Here is a 17,604-nt window from a genome sequence, read left to right on the forward strand (position 1 = left end):
GATGGTTGATTTACAAGAAAATCGCCGACCGACAGGTCACAAAAAGTGGACACTTTGTGTGGTCTATTTGCAGCAAAATCATCTGCTTACAGATTTTCGGCCTATTGACCTGTTGTGGGCGAGCGTTCAAGATAGCGGCTCTTTCGCGGGGGTGGACCCGGCAACGGCGTCATGTCGCCTCCTTCTACAAGTCACCCAATGGAACATTCCGAGGATCCTATGAAGGTTCTTGTACCCATCAAGCGAGTCGTTGATTACAACGTCAAGGTTCGCGTGAAGGCTGACAACACTGGTGTTGATCTCGCCAATGTTAAAATGGCCATGAATCCCTTTTGTGAAATCGCTGTAGAAGAAGCGGTGCGTCTGAAAGAAAAGGGTGTAGTTACCGAAATCGTTGCCGTTTCCATCGGTCCTAAGACCGCTCAGGAACAGCTGCGTACTGCCATGGCTCTGGGCGCTGACCGCTCCATCCTGGTCGAAACCGACGAAGACGTTCAGCCGCTGGGCATCGCCAAAGCGCTGAAAGCCATTGTTGATGAAGAGAAGCCTGAGCTGGTTATTCTGGGCAAGCAGGCTATCGATGGCGACAACAACCAGACTGGCCAGATGCTGGCTGCGCTGGCTGGCATGCCGCAGGGTACCTTCGCTTCTGAAGTGAATGTGGCTGACGGTAAAGTGAAGGTGACCCGTGAAATCGACGGTGGCCTGCAGACTGTTGAGCTGAGCCTGCCGGCAGTGGTTACCACTGACCTGCGCCTCAACGAGCCGCGTTACGCGTCTCTGCCGAACATCATGAAAGCCAAGAAAAAGCCGCTGGACACCAAGACCGCAGCTGATCTGGGCGTTGACCTGACTCCGCGTGTAACCACCGAGAAAGTGGAAGCACCGGCCGAGCGTCAGGCTGGCATTATCGTTGGCTCCGTTGACGAGCTGGTCGAGAAACTGAAGAACGAAGCGAAGGTGATCTGATGAGTGTATTAGTTTACGCCGAACACGATAACGCCGCGCTCAACAAAGTTACCCTGAGTGTGGTTGCTGCTGCCAAAGAAATCGGCGGCGACATCACTGTACTGGTAGCCGGTAAAGGCTGTGGTGCTGTTGCTGAAGAAGCGGCCAAGGTTGATGGCGTTTCCAAGGTACTGTGCGCAGACAATGATGCCTACGAGCATCAGCTGGCTGAAAACATTGGTGACCTGGTTGCTGAAGTGGGTGCGGATTACAGCCACATCTTGGCGGCTGCCACCACCACCGGCAAGAACTTCGCGCCCCGCGCGGCGGCTCTGCTGGACGTGGCCCAGATCTCCGAGATCTCCGACGTAATTGATGCGGACACCTTCAAGCGTCCGATCTACGCCGGTAACGCTATTGCTACCGTTAAGTGTGGCGATGCCAAGAAAGTGATCACCGTGCGTGGTACTTCTTTCGACGGCGTTGCAGCAGAAGGCGGTTCTGCTTCTGTTGAAAACATCGACGTTGCAAAAGACGCGGGCATTTCCTCCTTCGTGGGCGAAGAGCTGGCCAAGTCTGACCGTCCTGAGCTGACTTCTGCCGAGATCGTGATCTCCGGTGGTCGTGGCATGGGTAACGGTGACAACTTCGAAATCCTGTACAAGCTGGCTGACAAGCTGGGCGCTGGCGTGGGTGCATCCCGTGCTGCCGTTGACGCAGGCTTCGTACCCAACGACATGCAGGTCGGTCAGACCGGTAAAATCGTTGCGCCGAACCTGTACGTTGCTGTGGGCATCTCCGGTGCCATTCAGCATCTGGCCGGCATGAAAGACTCCAAGGTCATCGTTGCTATCAACAAGGACGAAGAAGCCCCCATCTTCCAGGTGGCGGACTACGGCCTGGTGGCTGACCTGTTCGAAGCTGTACCGGAGCTGGACGGCAAGCTGTAAAAACAGCTCGCAGTTAAGCACCAGAAAAACCCGGCCTTGTGCCGGGTTTTTTGTTTTTGGTTGAAAGTTCAAAGTTTAAAGTTTAAAAGCGCGAGGAAGTTGCTCTGATTTTGAATGGGCATGCCCGCGCCATTACCGATAATCGCGGTGCCGGCCCGGCAGGATTCTCGGCCCTTGTCCGCGTTTTAACTTTACACTTTGAACTTTCAACTCATGGTCCCTCCGAGATACCCCATGCAAACCTTCAACGGAAAAACCGCGTTAATTACCGGCGCCTCCAGTGGCATCGGTGAACAGATGGCGAGGCAGCTGGCTGCTGTGGGCTGCAATCTGATTCTGGTGGCGCGTCGCACGGACAGGCTGGATGCGCTGGCCAGGGAGTTACAGTCGGTGCAGGTGGATGTGATTACGGCGGACCTTGCTGATTCACACAGCCCTCAGGCGGTGTTCGATCAGGTTCTAAATCTGCAGCGGAACGTCCATGTTCTGATTAACAATGCGGGTTTCGGCTTTCAGCAACCGATGCTGAACATTCCAATGGTCGAGCAGATGGGTATGGTGGACGTGAACGTCCGCAGTCTGCTGGCACTCACGCAGCTTTTTGCCGTGCCCATGGCCGAGCGCGGAGAGGGCTGGATACTGAATGTCGCGTCAGTGTCTGCCTGGTTCCCCATTCCCGGTATGGCGACTTACGCGGCCAGTAAATCCTTTGTGCTGACCTTGGGTAGAGCCCTGCACGAGGAGTGGAAGTCTGCTGGTATCACCGTGACCACCCTCGCTCCCGGCGGCACTCGCACGGAATTTTCCGGCAAGGCCCGTGACAGCCTGGACCCGAACCTGGAAAAGGCCATGATGCCGGCGGATTCGGTGGCGGCAGCGGGGCTGCGTGGCCTTGTCCGGGGTAAGCCGGTTGTAGTACCGGGCTGGCACTACAAGGCGCTGGCTGCAGTGGTGAGATTGTTGCCAATGAGCACGGTGGTTCGTTTGGCCGGAGCGGTTATGGGGCGCCACCGCTGACCGGGAAACTGTCTAAGGTGATGCCGCTGATCGTGACGCCCGACAGGTTAAGGTCTGAGATGAGCAGGGACGACGTATCCAGCGTAATGTCCATAGCGCTATTTCCCTGAGTTTGGGACAGCAATGACAGGCTTGGGAAGTAGCCATCAAGTAGCTCCCCGTACAACGCCACCTGCAGGTTTGGGGCAACTGGAGTCTTCGGTATAACGGGGAAGTCGCCAATAAAATCAACCATGTGGGGTTGAGGAGCCAGAACGGTCTTGTGTCTCAGGACAAGCTGGTCGAGCGTATCGGAGTGACGCTTCTCGTCGATAGTGATGGTTCCATCATTTTCATAGTGGTATTGCCGTTGCTTATCAAGCTCACCGTCTATGAAATGGTCTATCTGATCGGGTTGTCCTGTGGGCGTATAGCGAAAGTGATATTCATAGTAGGGCGTTTCAATCATGAGTGGTTGCCCACTTGAATTCAGGCTGGCTCGGTAGGTGACTTGTTGCTCATCATCGTCAGTGAACCAGACCTGGTCCGGGCCTTTTTCCAAGGTGTAGCGGCTAACTTCCTGAGTGTTGGAAAAGTCTGTTACCTTCAGAAAGGTGTCGTCCTGTGAGGGCGGGAAGTCGCCGGCTCCCAGATCATAAACACGTTGCGCAGTTTCATCGTAATAGCGATTGCTGTTCTCTATATCGTGGGGGTAGAGGCCGTAATAGCGTTGGCTATTAACGTCTGCCTGGAAGCTGTTGAGAGATAGCTCGCTTTCACGTTTTAGGCCCCAGCATGCAGGCCCTGTCAGAGTCAGTTCAAGAATGAAAGACGGGGACTCCGGACAGTTCTCGGCGGCAAATTCTGGCAGGGAAAAATCGAGGCCTTCTCCAATTGGAGGTAGCGGGGCGACAGATTGCTCGGTAATACGGGTGGGGATGCCACTGGCATCGTAATGCACTTCCATCAATTGAGTGAAATAAAGGTACAGGGAGCCCGCCTGCCCATTATTCATTGGGCTCAGGGTCATTTGCTGCTGCAACACCCGGCCGGGTTGCATGTCGTTGGATATTTGCAGGTTACCGACTGGGCCGAGCAGCGCTTCACATCGCTCCGATTCGCAGCTGTTTTTTTCTTCTACCAGGTTACTAAGCAGCCTGCTGGGGCAGCGCTGTAACCCGGTAGCTGGAGAGTTGATACCTAGCACTTCCTCGAATATCTGGCCGAAGAATATGGACTCTTTGAGCGAAAGTACAAAAAGCGGGAAGGGGGTGGGTGCCATAAACCCTTCATCCTGGTAGCGACACAGGGTATGGCCGTCTGCCAGGTCATCCGGGGTACCCCAGATCTCGTCTGCGCCAGGGCCGGTATAGAGTACGGAATCGAACTCACTGACGCTCTGGTAGGTAAACTGCTCCAGGGCTTCAGGCTCGCCGGTTTCAGAATAGTGGATGATGGTTTCGGGAGCCAGCGAGGCGCGAGGCTGCGTAGTGTTACCTTGATCTATCTGGTCGCTTTCCCAATAACAGGCAGTTAACCCAAGCGAACACAGCAGCAAGGCCGTGCAATAGCGTGTTTTAATCATTTTCCCTTCCCTGGTTCTTTACCTTGTAACGGCTATTTTTATTGATGCTGATGCCGGGAGTTATTCTACCTTTTTCATTGGTGAATAGCAGGAATCGGCTTATCTCAATCAGGTTCTACAGGGGGGCTGTTTTCCCGGCAATCGGTTGGTGTTTGAATGGTGCCGTTCGCTTGGGCTCAGTGGCACCCTAGGTAAGAGCTAGCTGTGCTTGGCAATGTCTTCTGCAATGGCCAGTGCCGCAGTCAGCCCCGGTGATTCAATCCCCAGCAGGTTGATCATGCCTTTGATGCCGTGCTCCTTTTCTCCCTGCAGCAGAAAATCCCGATAGGGCTCTCCTTTTATAAACAGCTTGGGGCGGATGCCGGTGTAGGCAGGGGAGAGTCTGTCTGTGTTCAGGTCTGGCCAGTAGCGTCGTATCGCTTCTTCGAAGTGCGGCAGCCGGGCGCTGTTGACCTGGTAATCCCTGTGTTCGATCCATTCCACATCCGGGCCGAAGCGGGCCTGGCCGGCCAGGTCCACGGTGAGGTGGATGCCCAATCCGTCTGCTTCCGGTGGCGGATAGATCAGCCTTCGGGTGGGGCTGTGTCCACTGAGGGAAAAATAATTGCCCCGGGCCAGCCGTTGTTCGGGAATCTTTTTTGCGGGAAAGCCGCTGCAGCGTTTCAGTAGGGGAACGGCATCCAGGCCGGCGGTATTGATCAGTTGTCGGCACTGTAATTCGAAAGGGCTGTCGTCGCTGTCCACCTGGAGCAGGAAATGTCCGGGTTCACAGTTGATCCGGCGCACCCGGTGGCGATAGCACAGCAGGGCATGATGTTCCTGTGCCTGCTCGGCAAGGCGCCCCATCAACGCATGGCTGTCGAGGATGCCACTGTTTTCGCTGAGTAGGGCCTCGCTGGCATGCAGCCAGGGTTCTTGCCGCTGCAGCCACTGCTGAGTGCAGCGGTGTAATCCTTCGGCACCGCTGTTCAAAGCGTTGTGATGTAGTTGCTCCAGTGAGTCCTGCTGTCCTGCATTGGCTACGATCAGCTTGCCGCACCGTCGGTAGGGGATGGTTTGTTCCTGGCAATACCGGTACAGCAGGGTGTTGCCGCGCAGGCACAGGCGGGCTTTCAGGGAATCTGGCGGGTAATAGAGGCCGGCGTGGATGACTTCGCTGTTGCGGGAGGAGAGGTGCTCGCCAAAGTGGCTTTCTTGCTCGAGTAGAACCACTGACCTTGAAGGGGCAAGTTCACGAGCGATAGCCAGGCCGATCATGCCGGCACCGATAATGACGGTATCGATGGTTTCCCGTGGTTGCACTTGTGGTCAGCCCATAAATGATAACGCCCTCAGTCTGAGGGCGTTACCGGTAGCCCACAAGAGGCTGGAGGTTACTTGTCCACGTTGTCGTAGAACATGTAGCGCGCGGTTTCGTATTGCCCGCGGGCCAGGTCATAGAGTTTTTCAAACACGTCCGGGTGCTGCTCGGCGTGGTCGGTTTCCGGGTCGTCGCTGTGCAGGTCGTGGAGGGTGGCATTGCTGCCATCGTGATTCATGCGCACGAAGTAATCCTTGGTCAGGGCGCCATACACCGGACGCGGCCCTTCCTGCATGACCACAAAACTGGCGCGGTCGCCTTCTGGCGCCGGGCTCTGAATGTCCCGGCCCAGGGTTGTGTTGCGGTAGGTCAGGCCCAGCATGCCGGCGATGGTGGGCATCACATCGGTTAGCCCCATTGATTGTTCAATAACGCGGGGTTTCAGGTAAGCCGGTGCATAAATCATGTGTGGCACGTGATTGCTCTCCAGCCCCAGTTTTTCCATGGCCGGTGGCATGTGGGGGATGGTGGTAATGCGATTGTTGTGGTCGCCGAAGAACACAAAAATCGTGTTGTCGAAATAGTCACTGGCGCGTGCCATTTTCATGTATTCGCCCACGTTGTAATCCAGCAGACGCACGGCGTTGTATTGGGCGGGGTTGCGGAATCCGTGCTCTCTCAGCTCTTCTTCCGGCATATCGCGCACTTCGAAATCCCCGTTCTTTTCGGGGATAGTGAAGGGGCGGTGATTGCCGGCGGTCTGGATAAAGGCAAAGAAAGGTTGATCGTTGGGCAGGTCGTCGAGAATCTGGTTGGACTCGCGAAATAGCTCCAGGTCGGAAATGCCCCATACGTCTACGTTGGGCGCTTTCCAGTCCCCTTCCTCGTACAGCTCAATCCCGTCAATGCTCTGCTTAATCAGCCCGTCGATGTTTGCCCAGCCGGCGTTGCCGCCGACAAAGTAGAATTTGCGGTAGCCCTTGAATTCATTCAGCACCATGCGTTGATGGCTGGTGAGAGGGTTACGGCTGGCGCTTTCCGTAGGCGCCACATCAGGAATGCCTGTGAAGGTGGCCCAGATGGTTTTGGCGGTGCCGGTAACCGGTACGTAGAAGTGTTTGAAGAGCCAGCCGTCGTCGGCAATCTGGTCCAGATGCGGGGTGGGGTTGAACGGGGTGCCGTAGGCGCCGACACGGCTGGCGCCGAGGGACTCCAGCATCACGAATACCACGTTCGGCGGTTGGTCGTAATTCAGTTTGTGGGGCTGCACATCCACAACACGGTCGAAGTTGAGCTCCTGGCGCTGCTCTGCCGGAATGCCCAGATAATCCGCCATGACGGGGTAATACTCTTTCACCGCGTCCTTGTCGTAGGGGGAGGCAGGGATGAGGGTGGTGTCGTAGAAGTACAGCACCGGGTTTAGCCCCAGCGATCCTACCGCCTTGTTACCGGTGGCGAAGGCTTCGCTCCAGCGCAGCGGGATCGGGTTAAGAATATTGATGTCGCTGACCCGACCCAGGATCGCAAAGAAGAACAGTGCGAAACAGACGAAAAAGCCGAATGTGGCCTGGCTTTTGGCAATGCGGGTTTGCGGACGGCCGAGCAAGGTTTTCTCAATCCACAGGGCGGCCCAGAAGGTGAGCGCGGTGGTGAGCAGCCAGCCCAGGGTAATCCAGATAACGGGGTAGCTTTCCCAGACCATCTGGGTGGAAATAGCGGTGTCTTCCAGGAAACGCAACGCGGTGACATTGAGCCGGTCGCCCAGGTAGGCATAGTGGCCAAAATCGAGAATATAGGTGAGCACCACCAGCAACAGGGCCAGCAGCAGATAGGCATGACCCACAAAGCGGGCAATGCTGCTGCGTAGCAGGTTCAGCCAGGGCAGGTAGGCCAGGGCCGCCAGCGGGAGCATCAGCAGCAGGGCCAGGCGCAAGTCAAAGCGAAGGCCAATGCCCCAGGCAGTGAGAATGGTGTCGGTGGCGATGTCACTGTCACCGGACAAAGGGGAAAAGCCGAAATAAAACACGGCGCGCAGTACAACCATCAGCGAGAAAAAGAGAGCAGTGATGGCCAACAGGTACTGAAGGCGTCGGGATTTCAACCAGGTCATGCGTTTATCTCCGTACTGGCGAAACTGAAAAAGAGGCGCCTATGCTACCGGCAAGGGGCGCCAAGCGCATGGGGAAAACACTTTTTCCGCTTGTTTTATGCGCACTCTTGTTGGTTATGGCGCCGTTTCGGGATAATGACTTTTACCGATCTGGCGGGGATGGTACATAAAGGGCCGCTATTTTCAGGCATGCAAAAAGTGAGAGATCATGACATTCGATGAAATTTTGGCCACGGTGGATGGCAAGGGCAGTGCCTCCTTCCCTGAAGGCTGGGGGCAGGGCCGGGCGCTGTTTGGCGGGCTGGTCGGTGCAGTGTTGTTTGACCATCTGCAAAAGACAGTGGCGACTGGGCGATTCTTGCGCAGTTTCTCTCTGTCTTTTGTGGCGCCGGCATCGCCCGGTGAGGTTGCATTGGAAGCGACGGTGTTACGGGAAGGGAAATCGGTGATGCAGGCGATGGTGTCCGCTCGCCAGGGGGAGCAGGTGGTCGCGGTTATGCTGGCCAGCTTCGGTGTGGGCCGGGAGTCCAAAGTGGTGGTGGAAGGGCCGTCTGCGCCAGGTTTGAAAGGGGCGGAACAAAGCATCGCGCTACCGTTTATCAAGGGGCTGACGCCGGATTTCCTGTCCCATTTTGATATCCGCTATGCGGAGGGCATGCCACCGTTCAGCGCCAGCGCAGCGCCGGATTTCGGGGGGTACATGGGCTTTGCCGTACCCCCGGAAACCATGAGTACAGCGGCGCTGATTGCTCTGGTAGATACCTGGCCGCCTTCGGTGCTGCCACTGCTTAAAGGTCCGGCTCCGGCCAGCTCTCTGACCTGGACCATGGAATTGCTGGATGATCCAGAGTCTCGACCGGCGGATACTTTGTGGCAATATCGGGTAAACACGGACCAGTGCAGTGACGGCTATGGCCAAAGCCAGGCGGTGATCTGGGACGCGGCCGGGAAGGCCGTGGCACTGAGTCGACAGACTTTTACGGTATTTGCATGAAATCGGAACTGGCACCGCTGACAGCGCGAACACTGGGGGATCAGGTGCCCCGTCGCGGCCACTGGCTGCTGGCGGGGTTGGGTAAATTGATACTGGGGGCCATGGGCTGGCGCATTGTTGGCCGCTTGCCCAATGCGCCCCGTGTGGTTCTGGCGGTCGCACCGCACACCTCGAACATTGACGGGCTGATCGGCATCAGTGCCATCCAGTCGCTACGGGTGCAGGTGCGCTTCATGGGCAAACACACCTTGTTTGAAGGGCGTCTGGGCCGGCTCATGTACTGGCTGGGAGGCATCCCGGTGAACCGTGACAGCGCTCGGGATGTGGTGGATCAGACCACGGCGGTAATGCGCGAGACGCCGTTCTGGCTGGGGCTCGCCCCGGAGGGCACCCGTACTGGCGCCAAGCGGTGGAAAACCGGGTTTTACCGTATTGCCGAGCAGATGGCGGTGCCGATTGTGGTGTTGGGCTTTTGCTATCGGCGCCGTCAGGTGCGCATTGTCGATTGTTTCCTGCCTACCGGGGATATGGATGCGGACATGGCCCGGATGGTGGCATCGCTGGCGGATATTGTGCCGCGTAAGCCGGCGCTGCTGTCCGCCCCGCTGAAAGCGGCCAAGGCCGCACGAGGTATTGACTGACGCAGCTGCAAAGCCGGTTAGGCGCGGGTGCCGGCGGCCTGATCCAGGAATTGCTGGCGCCGTTGCGCGGATTGCAGCGCAAAGGCGAGAGGGCGATGCAGCTCGTTGATCAGCGTCTGTTGTTCCTGATCAAAAGCCTGGGTATTGGCGATCTCAATGATGCCCAGGGGGTGGTCTCCCTGTATCAGGGGCCATAGCAGCACGGCACCCGGTGGTCGTTTCCCCTGGCCCGTTTCCAGATCCAGATAGTCCTGTGGTACGTGATGTTGCTGCATCAGCAGCCGCTGGTTTAGCGCGGCGCCGAGCAGACCTTCGTCCGCGGGCAGGGTGTCGCGGCGTTGAGCTGAGTCGTTCAGTGCCCAGCCGGCCTGGCGCACCAGGGTGTCCTCTTCCAGCGTGTAGGCCGCGCCTACCTGCGCATTCACTTGCTGAACCAGATAACCCAGCACCCGTTCCAGTAGCTGTGTGGGGGTCAGGTTGCCGGCGATTTGCTCCATGAACGTATTGAGCTGTTGCTGCCGACGGGTATCTTTTTCTGCCTGCTCCCGCCAGTGCTTCAGTTGCTCGGATTCATGGGCCAGCAACAGGTTGTTGGCAAAATTTCGCCGTGCACTGATATCCAGGATATAGCCGTTCAGGGTGCAGATGATCAGCGGGATACCGAACGACAGGGACACCAGCAACAACGGAAGCTCCAGGCGCATAAGCAGGCTGATTGCGAAGGCCACCACGGCGGCCAGGGTGCAGGCGATCAACGTCTGCCGGGGCGGCAGACGCAGAATCGAGAAGCCAATAATGAGCAGATAAATGGTTTCAAACGAGGAAATCTGCCCGGGGAAGCTGCCATCGAAGCGGATCGCCCCTAAAACGGTACCGGACAGGGACAGGCCCAGCGCCAGATACATGACACCAATGGCGTGGGGGCGCAGCCAGCTCAGCCGGGTGCAGCACCACAGCCCAATCAGGGCGACGGCGATGGGGTAAACGCCGTAGCTTCGCCAGGCGGCCATTTCCGGCGTTTTGACCAGCATAATGACCGGTAGCACAACCAACAGGTACAGCCCCATCAGCAGGTAAACGGAGCGATTGATCAGATCCCGCGCGCGTTGATGCGCGTGCTCGCCGTATCGCCGTTCCAGGGCACGGTCGAATTGCACCAGAAAAGTATTGAGGGCATTACGAAGAATGCCTTCCTGCTGCTGGTCAAGACTCTGGCTGGCCTGGGATTGCCCTGCGTCGCTCATGGCGTAACCTGGTTATTCTTCGTTTTGGTTGTGTTGGTATGTTGATTCATCCGCGATCACAGCGCACTATTTCCTGCAGAAATTAAGGCCCGAGCCTTATACAACAATGATCACATCGACAGGAAACATCATGACCGATACTGCCCGATTTGAACAAGCCCAGAAAGATGTCAAAACTCTCGACAGCAAACCGTCCAATGATGATCTGCTGTTTCTCTATGCGCACTTCAAGCAGGGAAGCACCGGAGATGTGACCGGCAAGCGCCCGGGAATGCTGGATATGGTGGGGCGCGCCAAGTATGACGCCTGGGCCAAGCTCAAAGGATTGGGGGCAGACGAGGCCAAGCAGAAATACATCGACAAGGTGGACGCCTTGTTGAAAAGCCACAAGGGGTGAGGGTGCGGGAGCCTGTGACGATGGCTATCGTGGTTCAGGCATCCCGCATCAGGCGTTCCCTTCAGGATTTTTTCTGCAGCAACTGGGCCTTGCCCAGTTGCGCTTCCCCCGCCAGATTCCGGTAGAACGTTTCCAGTTCCGGAAGCTGCGCTTGCAGCGCTTCGCGCACCCGGCGCCGTGCGTCGGTCAGATTTGATTCCACCTGCTGTTTTTCCCGTGCCAGCTGGTCTTTGCGTTGCTGGAGTGCCGCGGGCAGCGCGGTGCCGCCGAGCTTATTGAGTCGGGTATTCAGCCGCTCCAGCCGTTCCTGTGCATCGACCAGCTGCGCGTTTAGTTCGTCGGCATCCGGGGCGTTTTGCAGGATACGCTGCAGGTCTGCAATTTCCTGTTCGGTGGCGGTTTTTTCGCGTTTTGCGGCGGTGCGAAAGGCGCCGTTGGTCAGGTCTCTGGCGGTGGCATGCTGGATGGCGTTGTGCAGATCGGTTTCCCGGCGATCCAGACACTTCTGTTGATGGTGCGCCGCTATTAACTGGCGGGTGGCGGTGAGTACCTGGCTGTCGTTATCACGAACCATGGCCAGTACCAGCTGGTCCATCACCGTGGTGCTGTTGCCCGCAACGGTGTTGGTCAGGGTGCGGTAGAGCTGCTCCGGCTGGCTGGAGAGTTGATCCAGGGCATTGAGGTTCTCCGCCGCCTTGGTCAGCGCCAGGTTGTACACCGGCAGGGCCAGCGCATCGGCGCCCTGATTGCGCCAGTCATCGCCGGCCAGCACCAGCCCGGATACTGCCCGGGGGTTGCCCGGGAAGCGCGCGGCAATACGGATAAACCAGGCTCGGGCCCGTTCCTCGTCACCGTCGCGCCGATAGCTCTCTGCCAGCAGGAAGGCGGCATCGACAGCAGCGGGGCTGTTTTGCTCCACTTCGCTGAGTTGCTGACGGGCAAAGGCGGTATCGCCGTCTTTCAGGGCCAGTGCGGCCAGCCGCAGGCGCGCGTAATTACCCAGAATCGGTTTGTTGATGCTGCTGGCATGCTGGTTATAGGCAAGCAGTGTACGGGCTTGCGTTGTGGTCGCCTGGTGGCCCAGCAGGTCCAGAAGCTGTTCATCATCCTGGCTGATGGCCAGTGAGGAGGATGAGGCAGCGAAGGGGGCTGCGCTCAGGCAAGCCGAGTCGGCCATGCTGGCGAGGGGCAGCAATGTCAGGGTCAGGCTGGCGAGAGCAGCACGTGAGAACGGTCCCATCATTATGTCAGTCTTTTTTTATTGGCATTATTGGGCCCAAATGGTGCGCCAACTGGCGAATGAGAGAAGGAACTGGGTCACACGGGAGTAGACAAAGTCGTCAGGTGGGGCTTGCCGGAGGGGGAATGCTCCCCGCTTCACGGGTGTTGTGAAGCAGGGATGTGGGGATGGAGATCAGAATCCTCGATAGCTGGTTGCGACAATGGCAACCGCAGCAATGACCACCAGGATCCCCACGATGAACATCACTGTGGCCAGAATGCCCAGCACCTTGCCCGCCAGCGTCATGCCTTCACCGCTGTTATCCATATTGCCCTGGCGCATGGCAGCTAAATCCTTGTTGCCCAGGATCCAGGCGACAATGCCGACAGGGGCAAAAAGCAGTACCCCCAACAGGCCAAGTGTCAGTACCAGCCCACCACGGTGCGGCGCCGCGTTGGTGTTGATGGCGGGGTTTTGCGGGGCGTTTGTCACAGGCTGATGGCGACCGCTAAAGGCGGCACCCAGCATCAATGCGCTGATGATCAGGTACAGCCCGTTGTAGATGCCGCTGGAGATCAGGGCAAAGAGATCGCCAGATATCTTGTCGTCATACAGCATTTCTATCAGCACGAATTGCTGCAGGCACATATAGGCGATATGGACCAGGCTGAGCAGCGAGGCGATCAATACCAGAATGGCGGCGGTCCGTGCCTTTGGCATGAAAATGCCGGCCAGTACAAAGCCGGCGATGGCGACCAGAAAGGTCGGTAGCGTCATGGTGATGAGTTGCGCTATTTCTCCACCCATTGGAACTCCTTTTACTTTGGGGTTGAAACAAAAAGCCGGCTCAGGAAAACCTTGAGGAGGCTGCGTACAGCTCGCCAGCGATTGACCAGAAGCGACAGAAAGATCAGCGCGCAGCCTGCCAGTTGCAGCAGTGTCATCTGTTCACCGAACCAGGCGGCTGCCATCAGTGCGGTCCACATGGGTTCCAGCACCATAATGACAACACCATGGCTGTGCAGTGACAGGCTTTGCGCATAGGTTTGTACCAGAAAACGCAGGGCGGTGCCTACCGTGGCACTGAGTACCACCCACAGGGCCAGTATGGGTGTGGCGTTGGCCGCAACACTTTGCCAGGGTTCAAAAATGGCGGACAACACCCCGGTTAGTATGCCCACCACGGCGAGCACTACCGTGGTCAGCGCCAGGGCAGGGACGCGTGGGTGTTCAATACACTCGCCATTCATGCCCTGCGTGGAGAGGGTATTGGCGGCGCGGGTATTGAGATTGAAATAGAGCGCAAAAATGGTGGCGGCGGCCACAAAAAATAACTGCCCGGCTTCCAGGTGCAGTCCCTGATCCAAGGACAGCAGGGCCAGCCCCGCAGCGGCCACCGGCAGTGCCAGCCAGGTACTGCCAGGCACCGGCTCGGCAAAGATCAACCGGCCTATCACTGGCACCAGCACCACTCCCAGGCTGGTCAGAAAGGCGCCTTCCCCCACGTGCTCGCCCATGGCCAGGCCCATTACCCAGCAGCTCATGGCAATGCCGAAAACGGTACCGACCCGGACACAACGCAGCAGTTGCTGGCCGCTCAGGCGGCGCAGCTGGCGGTGCGCCGCCATGGCCAGCAGGCTTGCGGCCAGCAGGAAACGCAGCGACATGAATAGCAGGGGAGGCATGGCCAGCACGGCTTCTTTGGAGAACATCCAGCTGATGGCAGCCAGAAGCGTGACCACCAGAAGCAGCAGGTCAGCTTTATGAGCTTGGTGGATAGACACTGAACACTATTCGCAGCAGAGACAGGCGGCGATGGTAGCACAGGCGTACCGGCCGGTAACGACTGGTGAAACGCCGCGATCATGGTCAAAGTAGACACCGGTAATCACAATACGACCAAGCAATCACGTGAGGGCAGTGCATGTTTGCAGCCTGGAAGAACTGGCGGGACGCTCGCCGGGTCAGGAAGATGGGATATACCCGGCAGGAGTGGGAGGCCGCAGTATCGGACTGGCCGTTAATGGCCCGGTTCGCGGGTGAAGAGCGGGATGCGTTGTTTGATCTCTCGCTGCGTTTTCTGGCCCGAAAAAGCATCGCCTCGGGCGGTGGGTTCGCTTACACCGATGCCATGTGCCTGAAAGTGGCGACCATGGCCTGTGTGCCCATTCTGTACCTGGGACTGGATTGGTATGACGGTTGGTACACGGTGATTTTGTATGAAGGCGCCTTTATTCCCAATCGACCACACCTGAGCGAAGACGGTGTAGTCCATGCCCAGGGGCCGGTGCTGGCTGGCGAGGCCTGGCATCAGGGCCCGGTGATTCTGTCCTGGGACGCGATCTGTGATGCCTGCGCGCCGGAAAACCGGGCCAGCAATGTGGTGATTCACGAGATGTCCCACAAACTGGATATGCGCCGCAATGGCGCCAACGGCAGGCCGCCGTTGCATACCGGGATGAACCCGAAACAATGGCATGAAACCTTCACCGCGTGTTGGGAAGAGTTGCTGAGCGACTATCAGCACCACCGGCCCATGCCGGTGGATGCTTATGCGCTGACCGGTCCGGGTGAGTTTTTTGCGGTGTGCAGTGAGGCCTTTTTCGAAGGGCCGGATCAGCTCTACAAGGACTGGCCGGCTCTGTACCGCCTGTTGGCACAGTTTTATCGACAGGGAGAGCGATGATGAAATTTATTTTTGAGGTACGCGTCAAGCCGGGTTTTAGCGTGGAGGAATATGCCAAGGGTTGGGTTGAGGCCAGCGAAATCATTCAGCAAAGCGAAGGAGCAAAAGGTACTTATTTACACCGCAAGATCGGCTACCCGGACACAGTACTGGCCATCGCCCATTGGGAAAGCAAAGCACACCGTGATGCCAAGGACGACAGCCGCAGCGCCAGGGTCAAGGCGATTCTGGAAAAGCACGCCAAAGTGGTTGAGGTCAGCGTGATCGGTGAGTACGACGAGCCGGAGTGGCAGGTGTTACCGCAGTGAGAAGGGGGCAGGTGGGTTTGCCCGAAGTGAGATGAGGCAGGGAGGTAGAGGTCGCCCCTGCGCTGCAGTGGTTGCCAGCAACAGGGGCGATCGCCATGGAATCAGGCTTCCGGCAGGGTGATATTCAGTTCGAGAATTTCACAGCCGGATTCCCGGTCCATCTGGACGTTCACGGCGTCCTGGTCCACAGGGACATATTTACGCACCACTTGCAGCAGTTCTTCCTGAAGCTGCGGCAGGTAATCCGGGCCACCGCGGGTGGAGCGTTCGCGGGCGACAATGATCTGCAGGCGTTCTTTTGCCACAGATGCCGTGTTCTGCCTTTTAGGAAGCAGATAACTGAAGATGCTCATCCGTTAGCCTCCAAACAGACGGCCGAATAGACCTTTCTTGTTAGTGGTAAGAAAGCGGTGCGGCAGCTGGTCACCCAGGAAGCGGGCAACGGCATCGCTGTAGGCCTGCCCGGCATCGGAATCCGTATCCAGGATGACCGGGCTGCCGGAGTTACTGGCATTGAGCACCGCCTGGGATTCCGGGACCACGCCAAGCAGTTCAATGGCGAGAATTTCCTGGACGTCTTCTACCGATAGCATCTGTCCGTTCTCTACCCGTTCCGGGGAGTAGCGGGTCAGCAGCAGGCGGGAGGGGATGTCCCCGTCGCCCAGTTCGGCGTGGCGGGTCTTGCTGGCCAGAATGCCGATGATGCGATCGGAGTCCCGTACACTGGAGACTTCCGGGTTGGTGACGACCACGGCCTCGTCGGCGAAGTAGGCGGCCATGAGGGCGCCTTTTTCGATACCGGCGGGGCTGTCGCAGATAATGTAGTCCATCTGCATGTCATCACGCAGGGCGTTGAGCACGCCTTCCACGCCTTCAATGGTGAGGGCGTCCTTGTCGCGGGTCTGGGAGGCGGGGAGGATGAACAGGTTGTCCACCTTCTTGTCCTTGATCAGCGCTTGCTTGATGTTGGCATCGCCACTGATCACGTTGACCAGATCATAGACCACACGACGTTCGCACCCCATGATCAGGTCCAGGTTGCGCAGGCCTACATCAAAATCAATCACAGTGGTTTTAAAACCGCGCAGGGCAAGGCCTGTGGCCAGCGCTGCACTGGTGGTGGTTTTGCCGACGCCACCCTTGCCGGATGTCACGACCACGATCTTCGTCACGCTCTTCTCCTTACCTTCCATGTTTCATGCACGCTAGTTCAGCGCGGTAAAATGCATCGCTTCGCCCTGCATGTATAGATGCACGGGCCGGTTACGGTATGACTCGGGCAGGTCTTCGGCCACCCGATAATGGCCGGCAATGGATACCAGTTCGGCATTCAGTTGCTGGCAAAAAATACGTGCGCTGGTATCGCCGCGAACCCCGGCCAGGGCGCGACCGCGCAGGTTGCTGTACACATGAATGTTGCCGTCGGCCATGATTTCCGCGCCGGTGCTCACCGGGGCGAGCACGATCAGGTCGCCACGGCTGTAGACCTGCTGACCGGAGCGTACTGGCTGGTCGATGACCATGGTTTCAACCTGCTGCGCAGCGGGCTTGCTGTCCGCAGCACCATCGTCCGTGGCCGGTGCGGGTTCGGCGCGGCGGGGTACATCACGGCCGCCGGCCAGGCTCAACGTGCCCAGACCCAGCATGCTTGCTGTGTCCGCATCAATGTTCTCGCTGCGGGCCAGGGCAACCAGATTGACCCCCAGGCTGCGCAGCGTATCCACAGCGGCCATCAGCGCCACTGGATCGCTATCCAGCTCCGGGCTTACATCGATTACCACGGGGGCTTCCTGTAGCCACTGGGCGGCGTCTTCCAGGCGCTGGCTCACCTGCTGGTGGAGGACATTGGCATCCAGATTTTTCAACTGGAGGACCGTCATCATCAGCATGCGGCCCTTGAATTCGATTGCGGTTTTTTCTTCGACGACTGCTGTCATTACTGACCTGTTGTCCGAGGGGCAAAGGGAGGCAAAAAGGCGCTCCGGGCCCAGTGGGGCGTAATTTGGGCAAGACTAGACGAAAGCGACCATGCGTAAAAGCGCCAAAAGGGTGATCTGAATGTTAAATCTCTGTGAGATGGAGCGGGCAGGGGATTAACTGCTGGAAAAAGCAGCGTTTTGGGTAAAAACGGCAGCGTTGCATTTTTGTGAAAATGAGTACTGGTTAATGTTTGTGCATCGCAAACATTGGGCGCACGCAGGGGGCAGGGAGACAGCAGGTGGG

At 57.8% G+C, this 17,604-nt stretch carries 18 protein-coding genes; 8 read left to right on the forward strand and 10 right to left on the reverse strand.

The features are described from left to right. Positions 1 to 219 precede the first annotated feature (219 nt). The 3 genes from ADG881_RS00720 to ADG881_RS00730 all read left to right on the forward strand — a co-directional run bounded on the left by ADG881_RS00720 (position 220) and on the right by ADG881_RS00730 (position 2,915). Positions 220 to 969, forward strand: coding sequence for an electron transfer flavoprotein subunit beta/FixA family protein (locus ADG881_RS00720; RefSeq protein ID WP_007149354.1), 750 nt, complete (start codon positions 220 to 222; stop codon positions 967 to 969). Further along, on the forward strand, positions 969 to 1,898 hold the full coding sequence (locus tag ADG881_RS00725) for an electron transfer flavoprotein subunit alpha/FixB family protein (protein WP_007148550.1): 930 nt from the start codon (positions 969 to 971) through the stop codon (positions 1,896 to 1,898). Before ADG881_RS00720 ends, ADG881_RS00725 begins: the two co-directional genes overlap by 1 nt. A 234-nt stretch (positions 1,899 to 2,132) precedes the next feature. Further along, positions 2,133 to 2,915 carry an SDR family oxidoreductase gene (locus ADG881_RS00730; protein WP_007150856.1) on the forward strand — a complete coding sequence of 261 codons (783 nt, stop codon included), beginning with the start codon at positions 2,133 to 2,135 and terminating at the stop codon, positions 2,913 to 2,915. Here ADG881_RS00730 and ADG881_RS00735 read toward each other — a convergent pair. The 3 genes from ADG881_RS00735 to ADG881_RS00745 all read right to left on the reverse strand — a co-directional run bounded on the left by ADG881_RS00735 (position 2,896) and on the right by ADG881_RS00745 (position 7,889). Continuing rightward, positions 2,896 to 4,479 (reverse strand): hypothetical protein, encoded by a 1,584-nt coding sequence (locus ADG881_RS00735; RefSeq protein ID WP_007149587.1) that lies wholly within the window; start codon positions 4,477 to 4,479, stop codon positions 2,896 to 2,898. The genes ADG881_RS00730 and ADG881_RS00735 overlap by 20 nt on opposite strands. Before the next feature lie 198 nt (positions 4,480 to 4,677). After that, on the reverse strand, positions 4,678 to 5,781 hold the full coding sequence (locus tag ADG881_RS00740) for an NAD(P)/FAD-dependent oxidoreductase (protein WP_007150090.1): 1,104 nt from the start codon (positions 5,779 to 5,781) through the stop codon (positions 4,678 to 4,680). A 71-nt stretch (positions 5,782 to 5,852) separates the two neighbouring features. Further along, on the reverse strand, positions 5,853 to 7,889 hold the full coding sequence (locus ADG881_RS00745) for an LTA synthase family protein (protein WP_007149457.1): 2,037 nt from the start codon (positions 7,887 to 7,889) through the stop codon (positions 5,853 to 5,855). A 208-nt stretch (positions 7,890 to 8,097) separates the two neighbouring features. Between ADG881_RS00745 and ADG881_RS00750 the strand changes: the two genes are divergently transcribed. Both ADG881_RS00750 and ADG881_RS00755 read left to right on the forward strand, forming a co-directional pair. Continuing rightward, positions 8,098 to 8,883, forward strand: a complete 786-nt coding sequence (locus ADG881_RS00750) for an acyl-CoA thioesterase II (protein WP_007150412.1) — start codon at positions 8,098 to 8,100, stop codon at positions 8,881 to 8,883. Continuing rightward, entirely contained in the window at positions 8,880 to 9,524 is a 645-nt protein-coding gene (locus tag ADG881_RS00755) for a 1-acyl-sn-glycerol-3-phosphate acyltransferase (protein ID WP_007151221.1), read from the forward strand. Before ADG881_RS00750 ends, ADG881_RS00755 begins: the two co-directional genes overlap by 4 nt. Positions 9,525 to 9,541: 17 nt before the next feature. Here the strand turns inward: ADG881_RS00755 and ADG881_RS00760 are convergent, their stop codons facing one another. Continuing rightward, a complete protein-coding gene (locus tag ADG881_RS00760; RefSeq protein WP_007150784.1) occupies positions 9,542 to 10,768 on the reverse strand; it encodes a GAF domain-containing protein in 1,227 nt (408 codons plus the stop codon). 130 nt (positions 10,769 to 10,898) lie between these two features. Between ADG881_RS00760 and ADG881_RS00765 the strand changes: the two genes are divergently transcribed. After that, the gene (locus ADG881_RS00765) at positions 10,899 to 11,165 is read left to right on the forward strand and encodes an acyl-CoA-binding protein (protein ID WP_007149309.1); all 267 of its coding nucleotides are present in this window, start codon (positions 10,899 to 10,901) and stop codon (positions 11,163 to 11,165) included. A 61-nt stretch (positions 11,166 to 11,226) separates the two neighbouring features. Here ADG881_RS00765 and ADG881_RS00770 read toward each other — a convergent pair whose 3' ends face one another. From ADG881_RS00770 to ADG881_RS00780, 3 genes are all read right to left on the reverse strand, one after another. Next, the gene (locus ADG881_RS00770) at positions 11,227 to 12,408 is read right to left on the reverse strand and encodes a tol-pal system YbgF family protein (RefSeq protein WP_007149866.1); all 1,182 of its coding nucleotides are present in this window, start codon (positions 12,406 to 12,408) and stop codon (positions 11,227 to 11,229) included. 171 nt (positions 12,409 to 12,579) lie between these two features. Beyond that, a complete protein-coding gene (locus tag ADG881_RS00775; RefSeq protein WP_007148775.1) occupies positions 12,580 to 13,194 on the reverse strand; it encodes a hypothetical protein in 615 nt (204 codons plus the stop codon). 11 nt (positions 13,195 to 13,205) lie between these two features. After that, positions 13,206 to 14,171 carry a DMT family transporter gene (locus ADG881_RS00780; protein ID WP_007149600.1) on the reverse strand — a complete coding sequence of 322 codons (966 nt, stop codon included), beginning with the start codon at positions 14,169 to 14,171 and terminating at the stop codon, positions 13,206 to 13,208. A 140-nt stretch (positions 14,172 to 14,311) separates the two neighbouring features. Here ADG881_RS00780 and ADG881_RS00785 point away from each other — a divergent pair, with 140 nt between their 5' ends. Together ADG881_RS00785 and ADG881_RS00790 are read left to right on the forward strand one after the other, a co-directional pair. Then, positions 14,312 to 15,073 carry a zinc-dependent peptidase gene (locus ADG881_RS00785; protein WP_007151037.1) on the forward strand — a complete coding sequence of 254 codons (762 nt, stop codon included), beginning with the start codon at positions 14,312 to 14,314 and terminating at the stop codon, positions 15,071 to 15,073. Further along, complete coding sequence (locus tag ADG881_RS00790; protein WP_039925871.1) at positions 15,073 to 15,381, forward strand: antibiotic biosynthesis monooxygenase; 309 nt, start codon at positions 15,073 to 15,075, stop codon at positions 15,379 to 15,381. Before ADG881_RS00785 ends, ADG881_RS00790 begins: the two co-directional genes overlap by 1 nt. A 101-nt stretch (positions 15,382 to 15,482) precedes the next feature. Here ADG881_RS00790 and minE read toward each other — a convergent pair whose 3' ends face one another. Genes minE through minC form a run of 3 tightly spaced genes read right to left on the reverse strand, consistent with a single transcriptional unit; the run spans position 15,483 to position 17,318 of the window. Then, positions 15,483 to 15,734, reverse strand: coding sequence for a cell division topological specificity factor MinE (gene minE / locus ADG881_RS00795; RefSeq protein WP_007150134.1), 252 nt, complete (start codon positions 15,732 to 15,734; stop codon positions 15,483 to 15,485). A gap of 3 nt (positions 15,735 to 15,737) precedes the next feature. After that, complete coding sequence (gene minD, locus ADG881_RS00800; RefSeq protein WP_039925873.1) at positions 15,738 to 16,553, reverse strand: septum site-determining protein MinD; 816 nt, start codon at positions 16,551 to 16,553, stop codon at positions 15,738 to 15,740. Between the two features lie 33 nt (positions 16,554 to 16,586). After that, entirely contained in the window at positions 16,587 to 17,318 is a 732-nt protein-coding gene (gene minC / locus ADG881_RS00805; RefSeq protein WP_007151293.1) for a septum site-determining protein MinC, read from the reverse strand. Positions 17,319 to 17,604 lie beyond the last annotated feature (286 nt).

The organism is Alcanivorax sp. DG881 (genome assembly GCF_000155615.1).
In the GTDB taxonomy this organism is placed as follows: Bacteria; Pseudomonadota; Gammaproteobacteria; order Pseudomonadales; family Alcanivoracaceae; genus Alcanivorax.